We start from the raw sequence: 16,120 nt of genomic DNA, 5'->3' as shown, positions 1-16,120 counted from the left end.
GGCCATACATACCGCTCCGGAGGTTAGCCCATGAAGCGATCGACCTTTCTCATGGCCCTGGTGGCTGGTTTGCTCGGTTGCGCCGCGCCCGACCAGATGCGGTCCGAAGTCACCCGGTTCAACCAGCTTCCGGCCACCGGCGGCTCCGCCCTGCTGGTTGCCGCTGACCCGCGCAAGTCGAGCGACCCCATGTTCAGGCTCTATGCCCGGCGGGCCAGTGACCGGCTGCAAGGGGCGGGATTCAAACTGGCTGCAGGTGGCGAGCCGGATTACGTCGTCCAGCTGGATTACTGGCAGCAGCCGGTCGAAGGCGGGCATGACGACAGCAGCCCGCGCCTGAGCCTCGGAATCGGCGGCGCGTCGTTCGGCGGGCACTCAACGGTCGGCATGGGCGTGGGCACCAGTTTCAGCCTGGATGGGCGCAACCGGGACCCGCTTGCCCTTCGCATGGTCAGCGTTGTGATCGAGCGCCGCGCCGATGGTTCGCGCGTGTTCGAGGGCCGCGCCCAGAGCGTGGGACCGGCCGGCAATTTTGCCGGCGCGGTTCCCTACATGATCGATGCGATCTTCACCGGCTTCCCCGGCGAAAACGGCAAGACGATTACCGTGAACGCCGTGGTGGAGCCTGCGCGCTAGATCGCGCCGGCCGTCTTCAGCTTTTCGATGTCGGCGCCGCTGAACCCATAGGCCTTCAGCGCTTCCTCATTGTGCTCGCCGGGTGCGGGCGACGGGCGCTGGACCTGCGGCTTGGTGCGCGAGAAGCGCGGCGCCGGGCCGGGCTGACGGACGCCGGCCACTTCGATGAAGGTGCCGCGCTCCTTGTTGTGCGGATGTTCGTGGACCTCGTTCATGGACAGGACGGGCGCGAAACAGACATCGGTGTATTCCATGATGGCGCACCATTCGTCCCGCGTCTTGGTCTTGAACACCATTGTGAGGGTATCCTTGTAACCCCTCCATTTATCTTTGTTATGCTGATCCGAGAAGACGTCGGCATCGATGCCGGATTTCTCGACCAGCAGCTTGTAGAACTGGGGTTCGATGGAGCCGACCGAGATGTATTTGCCGTCCTTGGTCTCATAGACCTCATAGAAGTGGGCGCCGGTGTCCAGGATGTTCACGCCGCGCTTGTCGCCGTTCCAGCGGCCCATGGCCTGCATGCCGTACATGGGCGCCATCAGCAGCGCCGCGCCGTCGACCATGGCGGTGTCGATCACCTGGCCCTTGCCGGACTTGCTGGCCTCGATCAGGGCGCAGGCGATGCCGAATGCCAGCATCATGCCGCCGCCGCCGAAGTCGCCGACCAGATTCATGGGCGGCACCGGCTTGCTGTCCTCGCGGCCCAGCGCATGCAGCACGCCCGACAGGGCGATATAGTTGATGTCGTGGCCGGCAACGGGCGCATAGGGGCCTTCCTGGCCCCAGCCGGTCATCCGGCCATAGATGATCTTCGGGTTGCGCTTCATCACCTCGTCCGGACCAAGACCGAGGCGTTCCATGACGCCCGGGCGGAAGCCCTCGGTGATCACGTCGGCGGTCTCGCACAGCTTCAGCACGGTCTCGATCGCCTCGGGCTTCTTCAGGTCCAGCGCCAGCGAGCGGCGGCCGCGATTCAGCACGTCAAACCGGGCGTTGCCGCCGGCCGTGGTGCCACCCCTGCCCGACGGATCCTTGCGGTCGATGCGGATGACGTCGGCGCCCATGTCGGCCAGCATCATGGCGCAGAACGGACCCGGTCCGATGCCGGCTATTTCGATGACCTTGACGCCCTGAAGCGGACCCATGGCATTCTCCCTTTTCCCTGAAGTTCCCGTTGTTTTGCGGCTACCATAGAAAGCGATCCTATCGAAACCAACAGGAATCACCATGCCCGTGCCGAGCGGAAAGATCACGTTCAAAGGGACACAGGGGCAGGATCTCGCCGCCCGTCTCGACATGCCCGATGGCGAGGTGCGCGCCTATGCCCTCTTTGCCCATTGCTTTACCTGCAACAAGGATGCGCTGGCGGCGAGCCGGATCGCGCGCGGCCTGTCGGAGCGCGGCATCGCGGTGCTGCGTTTCGACTTTACCGGCCTGGGTTCATCCGACGGCGATTTCGCCAACACCAGCTTCTCGTCGAATGTCGAAGACCTGCTGGCGGCGGCAGAGTTCTTGCGGCGCGAGCACCGGGCGCCTGCGATCCTGGTGGGACACAGCCTTGGCGGCGCGGCCATGCTGCGTGCGGCGGTGGACATTCCCGAAGCCAACGTGGTTGCCACCATTGGCGCGCCTGCCGATCCGGCGCATGTGGCGCGCCTGATCAAGGATCCGGAGGACGAGATCAGGCGCAAGGGCAAGGCGGTCGTCGATGTCGGCGGCCGTCCTTTCGAGATCGGGGCCGGGTTTCTCGACGATCTCAGGACCCACCAGCCAAGCGACTATCTGGGCAGGCTGCACAAGGCCCTGATCGTGTTTCACGCACCGCTGGACCAGACCGTGGGCATCGAGAATGCCGGCGATATTTTCCTGGCGGCGCGGCATCCCAAGAGTTTCGTGTCGCTGGACGGCGCCAATCACCTGCTCAGCAACGTCGCCGACGCCGCCTATGTCGCCGACATTCTCGCTGCCTGGGCCTCGCGCTACATGGAGGGCGCGGAAGCGGATGCAGGCGAGTTCCCGCCGGACGGGCTGGTCCGCGTGTCGGATACCGGGCCAGGCCGTCTGGAACAGGATGTGCGCGTCGGCCGGCACCATCTTGTTGCGGATGAGCCCACGACCATTCCCGGCGGTGCCGATCGCGGCCCTACCCCGTATGATTTGCTCGGGGCATCGCTGGGCACCTGTACCTCGATGACCCTGCGTCTCTATGCCGATCGAAAGAAATTCGATCTGCGGCACATCGTTGTGGACGTCGTGCATGACCGGATTCACGCAACCGATTGCACCGATTGCGAAACTCGCGAGGTCAAAATCGATGTACTGCGCCGGACCATTCGCCTGGAAGGCGACCTGTCGGACGAGGAGCGGGAAAAACTGATCGCCATTGCGGACAAATGCCCGGTGCACCGGACACTGACCAACGAGATCAGAATCGAGACGGTGGAAGCCTGACGGCCGTCGTTTCAGCCTGCCAGCCGGTCAAGCCGTTCAAGCGCCAGTTTGACCAGTTCACCGGCGCAGGTGACCGGGTCTGCCCGATAATCGGCCAGCGCGGCGCCAAATCCGTTGGCGTGGCACCACGCCTCCCCCGCCATGCGCCAGGTCGGGTCCTCGGACAGCGAGTATATGGCCGCCATCTCGAAGCAGGCGATGGGGGCCGGCTTCCATATCTCGATCACGGCGTTGACGATCCGCGACCATTCGGGCACCTGCTCGCCCACATAGCGGGCATCATAGGCAAGGCGCCATACTTCGTGCTTGTCGCCTGCCGCGCTGAGAAAGAACAGCCGGTCGGACCAACTCAGCATGGCTGTCTGGCGGACGGCATCGAGAGCGATGCGCTGGAAGCGCGAGCTCAGGGTCGCGAAATACGCGCCGGTCGGGCTGAAATCGATGCTGCGCACCCTACTCCCCCCAATAAAACCGAAACATAAGCGGCCCGCATCAGGGCAACGCTGCATCTAACGTCGTTGCGGCCGACTCCGCCAACACCCCAGTCACCCAAAATGGGTTGCTGGCGATCGGTCACGTATCAAGCCTTCTTTTCTTCCTGCACGACCCGGATGTGCAACTCGCGAAGCTGCTTGTTGGTGGCCGGCGCCGGCGCGCTCATCATCAGGTCTTCGGCTTGCTGCGTCATCGGAAACAGGATGACTTCCCGGATATTCGGCACGTCAGCGAGCAACATCACGATACGATCGATACCGGGCGCGATGCCGCCATGCGGCGGGGCGCCATAGCGGAATGCGTTGAGCATGCCGCCGAAGCGGTTTTCCACGTCCTCGCGCGTGTAACCGGCGATTTCGAACGCCTTTACCATGAGGTCCGGGCTGTGGTTTCGGATGCCGCCCGACGAGAGCTCGATGCCGTTGCAGACAATGTCGTACTGGAACGCAAGAATGTCCAGCGGGTCCATGGTCTCAAGCGCCTCCATGCCGCCCTGGGGCATGGAGAACGGATTGTGGGAGAAGTCGATCCGCTTCTCCTTGTCGTCATATTCGTACATCGGAAAATCGACGATCCAGCAGAACCGGAAGGCGTTTTCCTCGATCAGGCCGAGGTCCTGGCCGAGCTTGGTCCGCGCCAGACCCGCCAGTTCGGCGGCCTTTGCAGGTGTGCCGGCGGCAAAAAACAAGCTGTCACCATCGCCCAGGCCGGTCGCCGCCTTGAGCTGTGCGATCCGGTCGGCGTCGAGGTTGTTGGCGATCGGACCCTTGCCGCCACCATCGGCGAAGATGATATAGCCCAGACCCGGCGCGCCATTGCTGCGGGCCCACTCGTTCATCTTGTCGAAGAAGCTGCGTGGACGATCCGACGACTTCGGTGCCGGAATCGCGCGCACCACCGAACCATTTTCGATGGCGCGGGCGAACACGCCGAAATTCGAGCCGCGGAACGCTTCGGTCACGTCGGTAATCAGCAGCGGATTGCGCAGGTCCGGCTTGTCATTGCCATATTTCAGCATGGATTCGCGGTACGGGATGCGCGGGAACGGCGCCGGCGTGATGGTGCGGTCCGAGAACTCGCTGAATATGCCGTGCATCACCGGCTCAATGGCCTCGAACACGTCGTCCTGCGTGACGAACGACATCTCCATGTCGAGTTGGTAGAACTCGCCCGGCGAACGGTCGGCGCGAGCGTCCTCGTCACGGAAACACGGCGCGATCTGGAAGTAGCGGTCGAAGCCGGCGACCATCAGCAGCTGCTTGAATTGCTGCGGCGCCTGGGGCAACGCATAGAACTTTCCGGGATGGATGCGGCTGGGGACCAGGAAGTCGCGCGCGCCTTCCGGCGACGACGCGGTCAGGATCGGCGTCTGGAATTCCATGAAGCCCTGGTCGATCATCCGGCGGCGGATGCTGGAGATGATCTTCGAGCGCAGCACGATATTGGCGTGCATGCGCTCGCGGCGCAGATCCAGATAACGGTGCTTCAGGCGGATGTCCTCGGGATATTCCTGCTCGCCGAACACCGGCATGGGCAGCTCCTGCGCCGCCGACTGGACAGTGACCGCCTGGATGCGGACCTCGATCTGACCGGTGGGCAGATCGTTGTTGATGGTCTCCGGCGTGCGGGCGACGACCTTGCCGTCAATCGTGACGACGCTTTCGGCCCGGGAGCCGTCGATGATGCCGAAACCGGGCTCGCCCGCCTCGATCACGCACTGCGTCAGGCCGTAATGGTCGCGCAGGTCGACGAACAGCAGATTGCCGTGGTCGCGCTTGCGGTGCACCCAGCCGGAGATCCGGACAATCTGGCCGACATCTTCTTCGCGCAGGTCGTTACAGGTGTGCGAGCGGTACGCGTGCATCGTGTTGGTTTCCTTCAGTGCGGGCGGGCGTAAAGCACACATTTGCCAGCGTTTTGTCAAGCCAAGGACGGGGGTGGTGACGGGACCGAGGAATGGCTGTATAGGATCGATCGATGAAAGTAATCGAGAAGACTGCCGATCTGGCCGAGATTTGCGCGTCGCTGCGCGATTCGGCATTTGTGACCGTCGATACCGAATTCATGCGCAGCAACACCTACTGGCCGAAGCTGTGTCTGATCCAGGTTGCCGGCGACGATGGCGCGTGGGCGATCGATCCGCTTGCGGACGGCATATCGCTGGAGCCGTTCATTGAATTGATGGCCAACGAGAACATCCTGAAGGTGCTGCATGCGGCGCGGCAGGACATGGAGATTTTCCTGCACGATTTCGGCGCCCTGCCCGTTCCTGTCTTCGACACGCAAGTGGCTGCCATGGTTGCCGGTTTCGGAGATTCCGTGGGCTACGAAACGCTGGTCAATCATTTCACCAAGGCGCGGGTGGACAAATCGTCGCGCTTTGCGGACTGGTCGCGCCGGCCGCTGACCAACAAGCAGGTGCAATATGCGCTGGGTGACGTGATTCACCTGCGGGATATCTACAGGGGCATCGCCAAGATCCTGGAAAAGAACGGCCGGCAATCCTGGCTGAAGGAAGAGATGGACGTGCTGGAAGACCCGGCAACCTACGTCGTCCAGCCTGAGGATGCCTGGTTGAGGCTGAAGCCGAAAAGCTCCAATCGCCGCTTCATGGCCTGTGTCAGGGCTGTCGCCGAATGGCGTGAGCACCGTGCTCAGAAGATCGATGTGCCGCGCAACAGGGTGATCCGCGACGACGTGGTGCTGGAAATTGCCGCACACCCGCCGTCCAGTCTCGACGAATTGAGGAATGTGCGCGGCGTTGCCGAGAACCTGGCGCGCGGCCCGAACGGTGAAAGTCTGCTGAAGGCTCTTAACGACGCCCGCGCCCTGCCCGAAGACATGCTGCCGGCCGCCGAGCAGCGCCGGCAAATGCCGCGCGGCATCGGCCCGATTGTCGACCTGATGCGCGTGCTGCTGAAAATGCGCTGCGAGGAAGAGAACGTGGCGCAGAAACTGGTGGCCAACATGTCCGACCTCGAAGAGCTGGCGGCCAACGACGAGGCCGACGTTCCGGCCCGGCATGGCTGGCGCTATGACGTCTTCGGCAAGGATGCGCTCGCGCTCAAGCACGGCAAGATGGCGCTGTCGATCCGACGCGGCAACGTGATTCTCACCGAGCTTTAGGATAATCCCGCAACTATATTGATCTTTCTTGTGAAAGGTCGGCTTTTTTCCATTGTCCTGGGGCCAGCCCGGCGACACTCCAGTGCCCCACGCTCCATCGTACCAGCCGCAGCGTGGGGTGACCGACCGCGGCGGTCATTCTCCGGACCTGACGGTTACGCCCTTCGCGAATCGTCACCTTCAGCCAGGAATCCGGAACTGTCTTGCGAAAGCGGATCGGCGGATCGCGCTCCCAGATTCCGGGCGGATCGATCCGTTCCACGCTTGCAGGCTTGGTCATCAGATTGTCGAGCGGAACCCCGTGCCGGAGCAGCTCGAGGCTTGCGTCCGCCGGCTCACCTTCCACTTGCACGAGATAGGTCTTGGGCAGCTTGAACCTTGGGTCGGCAATACGCGCTTGCAGCTTGCCGTCATTGGTCAGGAGCAGAAGGCCTTCGCTGTCCTTGTCGAGCCGTCCAGCCGGGTAAACGTCGGGTACGGTCACGAAGGCGGAGAGCGTCGCATCGCTGTCGTGGGCAGTCCCTGACGTGAATTGCGAGAGTATTCCGTAGGGCTTGTTGAACAGGATCAGGCACCTGGCGGCGCCTGTTCTGGGAGACCGGACTTTCGCTGTCGCCATTTGGCCTTGCCCTGCTGGTCGGGTCGAAGATGGACCGCGGCCCTTGCCGGGCCTTCTAGGTCGCGGCAGGACCGTCATCGATGCTGATGGCAGACTGCCTGCCCAGTGCGGCCGCCAGCAAGTCCAGCCTGCGCTGCACCGATTCGCCGGCCATGTACTCGCCGTCAGGCTGTACCACGAGAGTCACTTCCTGATCGGTCGCATTGAGATGCGCCAGTCCCAGCAATTCCTTGGTCCCGCCTGAAATGCGCTGGGCCAGACGCAGCGCCAGCCCTACGGCTCGGGCACGGGCGGTTTCCTGGGGGCACAAAAGTGCCCTCGCCCGCTCAGTCGCGGCGTTGTCCGGCGATCCGCCATTGAGGACGAAAAGCGCCATGCCGATGAAGGCGCGGCCCGGATGGTCCGTCCCCAGCACCTGGGCCAGCATGATCTGGTCCATGGCCAGCTCCGCCCGGTAACTGGGGTGGCCGGACCAGGCGATGTCGCTGAGCAGGCACACGGCGTAACGCAGCCGCTTGTCGCGGGCGCTCTCACAGCGGAACAACGGGTCGATCCAGCGCATCAGGTCGTCGCCATGCTCCGGAAACCGGCTGCGGCGCAGTGCCATCTCGCGGCAGAACGCCAGCAGCGGATCGGCGAGCTTGAGCTCGTCCGGGGCATGATGGAACAGGATGCCTTCGCGCAGCCCCAGGCCCGAGATCACGATCCGCTTGGGCGAGACAAGCTTGAGCACCCGTTGCAGGATGAGCGATGCCACCGGCAGCATGGCCATGCGCTTCTTGGAGATTCCGGCGGCAAGAATCTCGGCCTCGCTGACGTGGCTCTTGATGTCGCGCAGGAAGCGCCGCAGTTCCTCGCGCTCGATTTCGTAATTGTGCAGAATGCGCAGCGGATATTTGCGGTAGGCCATGTGCAGACGGGCGATGGCGCGCCAGGTGCCGCCGACAGCGTAAAAATCGCGCCTGGCGAATTCCTTGATCCAGTCGTGCCCGACAAGCGCCGCGTCGATTGCCTTGTTGGTGGCGACCGCGTCATTGCCATGGGCGTCCATCAGCCGGAGCGTGCCGAGCGGCGTCGACTCGCCCTGCATCACGACACCCTTGCGGATGCCGACCAGTTCGAGACTGCCGCCACCCAGGTCGCCGGCGATACCGTCGGCTTCGGGGATGGCGGCGATCACGCCCAGGGCGGCGTAACGGGCTTCCTCGGCGCCTGAGATGATCCGCAACGAACGGCCGCCGGTGACCTCGGTGACGCGCGCGGCGAATTCGTCCCGGTTGGATGCTTCACGCACGGCCGCGGTCGCGACGATGTCGAGATGTGACACCCGCATCTGGTCGGTCAGCGTCACGTAGCGGTGGATGGTGTCGATCGCCATCTCCATGCCGTCTGGATCGAGCCGGCCGCTGGAGGCCATGGACTTGCCCAGGCCGCAGAATGCCTTCTCGTTGAAGATCAGCTGGGGAATACGGCCCTGGAGGTCGAACGCCACGAGGCGGACCGTATTGGAGCCCACGTCGATGACGGCGATGCGCGAAGGCACCTGCCAGACGACTTCCCTGGTCAAGGGTTGAACGGCGACGTTCATCGGGCTCGGCGCACTCCTTTCCGGCGGCGTCAACCTAGCGGCGAGGGGCCCGTATTGAAAGCCCCAATTGGCGCAGGGCAGGCTCTCAGTCCTCGTCGAGGACCAGGGTCGGCGTCGGCTTGTCGCGCAGCGCCTGCCCCCTGCCCGACAGGCTGGGGTTGGTCATGAAGTACTTGTGCGCGTTGAAGCCGTGTGGGCCGGCATCCTCGCGGACATAGGTGCCGTCGGGTTGCAGCCACCAGGTCTGCTGTTCGTCATTGAGACTGGCGACCATGACCTGATCGAGCACCTGTGCATGGACGGTCGGATTCTCCAGCGGAATCAGCGTTTCGACCCGCCGATAGAAATTGCGTGGCATCCAGTCGGCCGACGAAATGAACACCAGCCCGTCCTTCGACGGCAGATCGTGCCCATTGCCGAAGCAGATGATGCGCGAATGCTCGAGGAACCGGCCGATGATGCTCTTGACCCTGATGTTCTCGGACAGGCCCTTCACGCCCGGCCGCAGACAGCAGATGCCACGGATGATGAGGTCGATTTTCACACCGGCCTGACTGGCTTCGTAGAGGGCGTCGATGATCGAGGCATCGACCAGCGAATTCATCTTGGCCCAGATTTCGGCAGGCCTGCCGGCCTTGGCGTGGGCGATTTCACTCCGGATCAATTCGTGAAGCCTTGGCTCCAGGCTGATCGGAGAGATCGAAATCTTCTCGAAGTCGCGGGGTTCGGCATAGCCGGTCAGATAGTTGAACAGCCGTGTCGCGTCGCGGGCGATCACCGGATCGACGGTGAAGAACGACAGGTCCGTGTAGATGCGCGCGGTGATCGGATGGTAATTGCCGGTGCCGAAATGCACATAGGTTCGCAAGTCCCTGCCCTCGCGGCGAACCACCAGCGAAACCTTCGCATGGGTTTTCAACTCGAGGAAACCGTACACCACCTGAACGCCGGCACGCTCGAGATCGCGTGCCCACTGGATGTTGGCGGCTTCATCGAACCGGGCCTTCAGCTCGACCAGCGCGGTGACCGACTTGCCGGTTTCGGCCGCGTCGATCAGCGCCTTGACGATGGGCGAGTCGTCGCTGGTGCGATAGAGCGTCTGCTTGATCGCCACCACGTTGGGGTCGGCGGCGGCCTGCCTGACGAACTGCACCACCGCATCGAAACTCTCATAGGGGTGATGGACGATAATGTCCTTTTGCTGGATGGCGGCGAAGCAATCGCCGCCGTGATCCCGGATGCGTTCCGGAAATCGTGCGTTGAACGGCTCGAACTTCAGGTCGGGCCTGTCGTCGATGATCAGCTGCTTGCTGTCCGAAAGACCCAGAATGCCGTCGACCACGAACACGTCGCTGGCGTTGACGTGGAGTTCATCGATCACGAACTTGCGCAGTGATTCGGGCATGGTCGCGCTGATCTTCAACCGAATCACCCGGCCGCGGCGGCGGCGCTTCAGCGCGGTCTCGAACAGGCGGACCAGGTCCTCGGCTTCCTCTTCGATTTCGATGTCACTGTCCCGGACGATGCGAAACTCGCCGCGTCCGATCAGCGAATAGCCCGGAAACAGCTGGTCCAGGAACAGGGCAATCACATTCTCGAGGGTAATGAAGCGCACGGCCTGGCCTGGAAGGCGGAAGAAGCGGTCGGTCTGCCTCGGCATGGGAATGAGCGCATTCATGGGCGCGCCATCGCTGTCGCGGCGCAGCTGCATGGCCAGCACGAAGCCCAGATTCGGGATGAACGGAAAAGGATGCGCCGGATCGATGGCCAGCGGCGTCAGCACGGGGAACACGTCCTCGAGGAACCTGTCCTCAAGCCAGGCGCGCTCCTGCGCGGTCAGGTCGCCACTATCGATCACGGTAATATCGACGTCGTGCAGAAGCCGCTTGAGCGAACGCCAGCACGCCTGCTGCTGGTTCAACAGACTATTGGCCAGATTGTTGATGGCGTTGATCTGTTGCGTGGCGGTAAGCCCGTCATCGCTGACCGTTTCAATGCCGGCTTGAATCTGGCCGCGTATACCCGCGACGCGGACCATATAGAACTCGTCCAGATTGCTGGATGAAATCGAGAGAAACCTGACCCGTTCCAGCAGCGGATGCGCCGGGTTCATGGCCTCTTCGAGCACACGGGTATTGAAGGCCAGCCAGGACAGCTCGCGGTTGATGAAACGGGAGGGAGACGTCATATCCAGGGTCGCGGGTACGATCGCGGCGTCCTCGAGCGCATCGGTTCTGGATGTGGAACTGTCGGTCACCGTAACCCCCGTACTTTCAAGCCTGCGGCAGACGCTAGTCGCCGCCTGTGACAGTTGTGTGACGCTCTTCCGCCGCGTCTCCTGGTCAGTAGCCGAGTATACGTTTAGCGAACCTTGGCGTAATGGGCCGCTTTTCCCGCAGCGCGGCACGGTCGAGGCGGGAAACTGCATCGCCCAGCGCGGCGAACGAACGGTCGACCCTGGTCAGGATATAGTTCAGCAGTTCGGGTGCGACGACAAGTTGACGGTCGGCGAACAGCTTCACGGTCACGGCGGCCAACAGGGCGTCGTCAGGTTCCGACAGCGTCGCGGTGGGCGCCGCCTGCAGCCGCGACAACAGGTCCGGCAGGGCAATGCCCCAGTCCCGCACCGGCGCGCGGCCGGTAATCAGCAGGGTGCCACCCTGCTCGAGGGCGCGATTGAACAGGTGGAACAGCCCGGTTTCGTCCTCGACCCTGCCGTTGATGTCGATGCAGATCGCCGTTGGCTGGCTGCGGTCGCGCAGATGGGAGTCGAGGCCGGCGCCGTCATGCCAGACCGCATCCGCGCGTTGCTGCCACACCCGCGCCAGATGTGTCTTGCCGCTGCCTGCAGGTCCATGCAGGACCAGTGCCGGATAGGGCCACGCCGGCCACTGGTCGATCCAGCTGACGGCGTCGCGATTACATGCCGCGACGAGAAAATCCTCGCGGTCCATGGCCGGCCGGGCCGGAAGATCGAAGACAAGCTGCATCGCTATCGGCGCGGCGAGACGTACCAGTCTCCGTCGCGCTGCACCAGATCGATGCCGTACTGGATCATGGCAGGGGTAAGCTGCTCGGGCGGCACGGTGACGGTCATCCGGAACAGCGCCCTGTGCGAGGCGAGACTGGCCAAGGTGGCATTCTTGAGCATGGGGACGCGCTTGAGCCGGTCCTGGAGCGTAATCAACTGCTGCAGCGACGCAAGATCCATGACCGCCAGGATGTCGGTCTGGGCACCCTGCCCGACCATGGCATTGCGTTTCCACTCCTGCGTGAGGTCGTTGCCGATTTCGCGCGCGCCGCGCATCAGTAGGTTGTCGATGGTTTCGCCGGGAAGCTGGTTCAGTTCCCTGGTGCTGGATCGTTCGCCGGCGATCCCGTACTGGTGCGTTCTCACGATCAGCCTGGCCGCGCCGCCGTCTGTGCGCAGCGTCGCCAACGGCACGACCACCTCGCTGGTGCCGTACCGGCGGCCCAGCGCTTCTATCCACGGACCGCCACCCTGCATGACCTCGGCCGCGCTGAGGCCGGACGCATCCACGTCCGACGCTTGCGGCAGGGTCAGCGCCAGCAGGTTTTCCTGCCAGTCCTGCCGCGACCAGGCCGCCCACCAGGGATTCGACTCGGCGGCGATGCGGGATGAACCGCTGTCCAACACCGGCAGCACCAGAACCGGATGTGCCGGCGCCTCGGCGAAGGGAATGTTGTAGCGCCCCAGCAACGATCGAATCCCGCCGGGGTTGAAAGCGACGGTGACCTTGGCGATGTAGCGGGTGCTCGAATAACGTTCGTCGGCGAACTGGATGCTCTGCACCAGCCGCGAGACGCTGTTGCCGTCGAGCCTGGGCAGCCGGTCCCGGTCTCCCTTCAGCGTCATCCGGCGCAACAACAGGTCGAGCGCCCGCGACTGGGCTTCCCCGATGGCGATAGTGCGCGCGTTGGCCGCCGTGTCTGCGGTGATGTCGACGGGGACTTCCTTGACCTCGAACGGATTGAAATAGTCGGCGGCCTGTACCGGCCCGCCCCCGAGGAAGCCGCTCACGCATAGCAGGATGGCGGCGACGGCGAATGATTTCGGGCCCATGCCCCCTCCGAAAATTCTCATGGCCGCACTATACCAAGGCTGACGGAAGCACCCCACAGAATATGGGAGTCGATTTCCTGCCGGTAAATCCGTAAGTTCCCGCCGAAACATCCCCGGAAGCGCCGTGACCCGCAATACAGAGCCGCTCAACTACAAAACCGCCGGCGTCGACATCGACGCGGGTAACGAACTGGTCAATCGCATCAAGCCGCTGGCCGCTTCGACCAGGCGTGCCGGCTCCAACGCCGATCTGGGCGGCTTCGGTGCGTTCTTCGACCTGAAGCAGGCCGGCTACAAGGATCCGATACTGGTGGCCTGCAACGATGGCGTCGGCACCAAGCTGAAAGTGGCCATCGACAGCAACCGCCACGACACCGTCGGCATCGATCTGGTCGCCATGAGCGTCAACGACCTGGTGGTCCAGGGCGCCGAGCCGCTGCTGTTCCTCGATTATTTCGCCACCGGCAAGCTCGACGTGGAAGCGGCGGCTGCCGTGATCGCCGGCATTGCCGAAGGCTGCCGGCAGGCCGGCTGCGCCCTGATCGGCGGCGAAACCGCCGAAATGCCGGGCATGTATACGGGCGAAGATTACGACCTGGCCGGCTTCGCCGTCGGCGCCGTGGAACGCGGCCAGCAGCTTACCGGCGCCGCGGTCGCTGTCGGAGACGTGATCCTGGGCCTTGCATCCACCGGCCTGCATTCCAATGGCTTTTCCCTTGCCCGCAAGGTTGTCGAGCGCAGCGGCCTGTCCTATGCCGATCCGGCGCCGTTCGACCCGTCGCGGTCGCTGGGCGAGGCGCTGCTGACCCCAACGCGGATCTACGTGCCGAGTTGCCTGGCCGCCATACGTGAAGGCGCGGTGCATGCCCTGGCCCATATCACCGGCGGCGGCCTGGTCGAGAACATTCCGCGCGTGTTGTCCGGCACGCTGTGCGCCGAACTCGAGCAGAACAGCTGGAGCCGTCCAGCCGTTTTCGGTTGGCTCCAGCACGAGGGCAATGTGCCCGAGGACGACATGATCCGCACGTTCAACTGCGGTATCGGCATGGCCGTGGTCGTTCCGGCAGACAAGGTGGAGCAGGCGAAAGCCATATTCGAATCGAATGGCGAAACCGTTTTTCACATCGGCCGTATCCGCGCCCGCAAGGACGGCGACCCCGCCGTCAGCCTGATCTAGCGCCATGCGCTTCGCCACGCTGATTTCCGGCCGGGGCAGTAATATGCAGGCGCTGCTTGAAGCCTGTGCCGAGCCCGGTCACCCGGCGAAACCGGCCATCGTTATCTCCAACAAGGCCGATGCCGCCGGACTGGAGATTGCCCGGGCCCACGGCGTGCCGACCAAGGTCATCAGCCACAAGGATTTCCCCTCGCGCCACGATTTCGAAGCGGCGTTGCATCAGGCAATCGTCGAAAGCGGCGCCGAGATGATCTGCCTTGCGGGCTTCATGCGCCTGCTGGAGGCGGACTTCGTCGACCGCTGGCGCGACCGCATCCTCAATATCCACCCGTCCCTGCTGCCCGCCTATCGCGGCCTGCACACGCATCAGCGGGTGCTGGAGGACGGTGTGCGGTTTTCCGGCTGCACGGTGCACTTCGTGCGCCCCGAGATGGATGCAGGCCCCATCGTCTTCCAGGCCTGCGTGCCGGTTCGCGAGGGCGACACCGAAGACAGCCTCGGCGCCCGGGTGCTGGCGTGGGAGCACAAGCTCTATCCGCTCGCGCTGCGCCTCATGGCCGAGGGCAAGCTGCGCGTCGAGGGCAAGGTCGTCCATATCGATGCCCCGCTGGCGCTGCAGGACGGCCTCATGAATCCGTGTCCCGAGCGCAATTGACGGTATAGGGTAGCCGCCCATTTTCAGGAGCGGCTCCGGTGTCCGACCCCAGCACAACCCACATCCATGCCCGCTGGCGGGCCATGGCGGCGTGCGGCCTGCTGGTGGGAGCGACGATCACCGGCATGACCGGCATCGACCTCGTCCTGCCCGCCATTCCGATCCTGCCGGATGTGCTGGGCGGCACCGTGGCGGCGGCGCAGCTGGTGATCGCGGCCTTCGTCGCCGGAATCGCCCTGGGTCTGCTGGTGTTTGGAGCCCTTGGCGACCACTTCGACCGCCGGTCGATCCTGGGCGCCGCCCTTGCCGTCTTCGCAGCACTTTCATTCGCCTGTGCCCGGGCGCCGGACATGGAGACGCTGATCGCCCTGCGCTTCCTGCAGGGGCTTTCTTCCGCGGCAGCCGCGGTGTTGACGCCCGGCATGATCCGCGGCCTGTTCGACGACCGCGGCGCGGTCCAGGCGATCGGCGTGCTGGGAAGTCTGGAATCACTCGTACCGGCACTGGCACCCATCGCGGGCAGCGGGTTGCTGGCGTGGTTCGGGTGGCGCGCCTCGTTCGAGGCGACCGCCCTGCTCGCATTTGCGCTGGCTGCGGCAATTGTTCTGGGACGAGGGCTGATGCCCGGCGGGACGTCCGGCCATAAACAGGGCAGCTACCGCGCCCTGCTCCGCGACCGTGTCTTCCTGCGCTACACGCTGAGTCAGGCGTTTACGCTGGGCGGATTACTGATCTTTGTGTTCGGCGCACCGGCCGTTTTCGTGCGCGCCATGGGCGGCGAACTGGCCGATTTCATCGTCCTGCAGCTGTGCGGTGTGACCAGCTTCATCATGGCGACGACCAGCACTGGACGCCTGGTCGGCCGCTTCGGCACCGAACAGTTGATCTGGTTCGGTACGGCACTTGCCCTTGTCGCCTCGCTGGCGATCCTGGCGTACGGACTGGCGGGCGGCATGAACACCCTGGTGGTGACGGCGCTGTTCGTGCCGATGAATCTGGGGCTTGGCCTGCGCGGTCCGCCCGGCTTTTTGCGGGCCATCGTCGCCGCGCGGGGCGACGACGCGCGGGGCGCGGCCTTGCTTTTCCTGGCAGTGATGGCGGTGTCGACGGCGGGAACCGCGCTGTTGGCGCCGTTCATCATGGCGGGCCTGCCGGCGTTGGCCGGCGCGGCAACGGCGGTTCATGCCGCCGCCCTGATGTGTCTTGTTGCGTTTCCGCCGCTGGAGCTGCCGGCATTCATTGAACGCCGGCAAGCGGCGCCGGATGCCTAGGGTCGATCATCGCTC

The 16,120-nt window shown here is 64.1% G+C and carries 14 protein-coding genes; 6 read left to right on the top strand and 8 right to left on the bottom strand.

The genetic code is table 11. The features are described 5' to 3' along the window. Nucleotides 1-30 precede the first annotated feature (30 nt). Complete coding sequence (locus tag WJU21_RS01550; RefSeq protein WP_346321618.1) at nucleotides 31-636, top strand: hypothetical protein; 606 nt, start codon at nucleotides 31-33, stop codon at nucleotides 634-636. Here the strand turns inward: WJU21_RS01550 and WJU21_RS01545 are convergent. After that, the gene (locus WJU21_RS01545; protein ID WP_346321617.1) at nucleotides 633-1,784 is read right to left on the bottom strand and encodes a CaiB/BaiF CoA-transferase family protein; all 1,152 of its coding nucleotides are present in this window, start codon (nucleotides 1,782-1,784) and stop codon (nucleotides 633-635) included. The genes WJU21_RS01550 and WJU21_RS01545 overlap by 4 nt on opposite strands. An 82-nt stretch (nucleotides 1,785-1,866) precedes the next feature. On the opposite strand from WJU21_RS01545, the gene WJU21_RS01540 reads away from it, so the two are divergent. After that, nucleotides 1,867-3,090 (top strand): bifunctional alpha/beta hydrolase/OsmC family protein, encoded by a 1,224-nt coding sequence (locus WJU21_RS01540; protein WP_346321616.1) that lies wholly within the window; start codon nucleotides 1,867-1,869, stop codon nucleotides 3,088-3,090. Nucleotides 3,091-3,101: 11 nt separating this feature from the next. Here WJU21_RS01540 and WJU21_RS01535 read toward each other — a convergent pair whose 3' ends face one another. Further along, nucleotides 3,102-3,542 carry a hypothetical protein gene (locus WJU21_RS01535; RefSeq protein WP_346321615.1) on the bottom strand — a complete coding sequence of 147 codons (441 nt, stop codon included), beginning with the start codon at nucleotides 3,540-3,542 and terminating at the stop codon, nucleotides 3,102-3,104. A gap of 128 nt (nucleotides 3,543-3,670) precedes the next feature. Continuing rightward, on the bottom strand, nucleotides 3,671-5,449 hold the full coding sequence (gene aspS, locus WJU21_RS01530; RefSeq protein WP_346321614.1) for an aspartate--tRNA ligase: 1,779 nt from the start codon (nucleotides 5,447-5,449) through the stop codon (nucleotides 3,671-3,673). 113 nt (nucleotides 5,450-5,562) lie between these two features. Between aspS and rnd the strand changes: the two genes are divergently transcribed. After that, nucleotides 5,563-6,711: a ribonuclease D gene (gene rnd, locus WJU21_RS01525; protein ID WP_346321613.1), complete on the top strand. Its 1,149-nt coding sequence runs from the start codon at nucleotides 5,563-5,565 to the stop codon at nucleotides 6,709-6,711. A 13-nt stretch (nucleotides 6,712-6,724) separates the two neighbouring features. Here rnd and WJU21_RS01520 read toward each other — a convergent pair whose 3' ends face one another. From WJU21_RS01520 to WJU21_RS01500, 5 genes are all read right to left on the bottom strand, one after another. Next, the gene (locus WJU21_RS01520; protein WP_346321612.1) at nucleotides 6,725-7,330 is read right to left on the bottom strand and encodes a pseudouridine synthase; all 606 of its coding nucleotides are present in this window, start codon (nucleotides 7,328-7,330) and stop codon (nucleotides 6,725-6,727) included. 55 nt (nucleotides 7,331-7,385) lie between these two features. Then, complete coding sequence (locus tag WJU21_RS01515; RefSeq protein WP_346321611.1) at nucleotides 7,386-8,918, bottom strand: Ppx/GppA family phosphatase; 1,533 nt, start codon at nucleotides 8,916-8,918, stop codon at nucleotides 7,386-7,388. An 85-nt stretch (nucleotides 8,919-9,003) separates the two neighbouring features. Continuing rightward, nucleotides 9,004-11,106, bottom strand: a complete 2,103-nt coding sequence (locus WJU21_RS01510) for an RNA degradosome polyphosphate kinase (RefSeq protein ID WP_346322433.1) — start codon at nucleotides 11,104-11,106, stop codon at nucleotides 9,004-9,006. Nucleotides 11,107-11,260: 154 nt separating this feature from the next. Next, entirely contained in the window at nucleotides 11,261-11,908 is a 648-nt protein-coding gene (locus WJU21_RS01505; protein WP_346321610.1) for a DnaA/Hda family protein, read from the bottom strand. Between the two features lie 2 nt (nucleotides 11,909-11,910). Further along, on the bottom strand, nucleotides 11,911-13,002 hold the full coding sequence (locus WJU21_RS01500) for a DUF2066 domain-containing protein (RefSeq protein WP_346321609.1): 1,092 nt from the start codon (nucleotides 13,000-13,002) through the stop codon (nucleotides 11,911-11,913). 124 nt (nucleotides 13,003-13,126) lie between these two features. Here WJU21_RS01500 and purM point away from each other — a divergent pair, with 124 nt between their 5' ends. Genes purM through WJU21_RS01485 form a run of 3 tightly spaced genes read left to right on the top strand, consistent with a single transcriptional unit; the run spans nucleotide 13,127 to nucleotide 16,105 of the window. Next, complete coding sequence (gene purM / locus WJU21_RS01495) at nucleotides 13,127-14,179, top strand: phosphoribosylformylglycinamidine cyclo-ligase (RefSeq protein WP_346321608.1); 1,053 nt, start codon at nucleotides 13,127-13,129, stop codon at nucleotides 14,177-14,179. A gap of 4 nt (nucleotides 14,180-14,183) precedes the next feature. Beyond that, nucleotides 14,184-14,834: a phosphoribosylglycinamide formyltransferase gene (gene purN / locus WJU21_RS01490; RefSeq protein ID WP_346321607.1), complete on the top strand. Its 651-nt coding sequence runs from the start codon at nucleotides 14,184-14,186 to the stop codon at nucleotides 14,832-14,834. A gap of 38 nt (nucleotides 14,835-14,872) precedes the next feature. Beyond that, nucleotides 14,873-16,105, top strand: a complete 1,233-nt coding sequence (locus tag WJU21_RS01485) for an MFS transporter (protein WP_346321606.1) — start codon at nucleotides 14,873-14,875, stop codon at nucleotides 16,103-16,105. Nucleotides 16,106-16,120: the final 15 nt, after the last annotated feature.

The sequence above is a fragment of the Emcibacter sp. SYSU 3D8 genome, assembly GCF_039655875.1.
In the GTDB taxonomy this organism is placed as follows: domain Bacteria; phylum Pseudomonadota; class Alphaproteobacteria; order SMXS01; family SMXS01; genus RI-34.
Note: the sequence above shows the minus strand (reverse complement) of the source record. Positions and strands in the feature narration are given on the sequence as shown.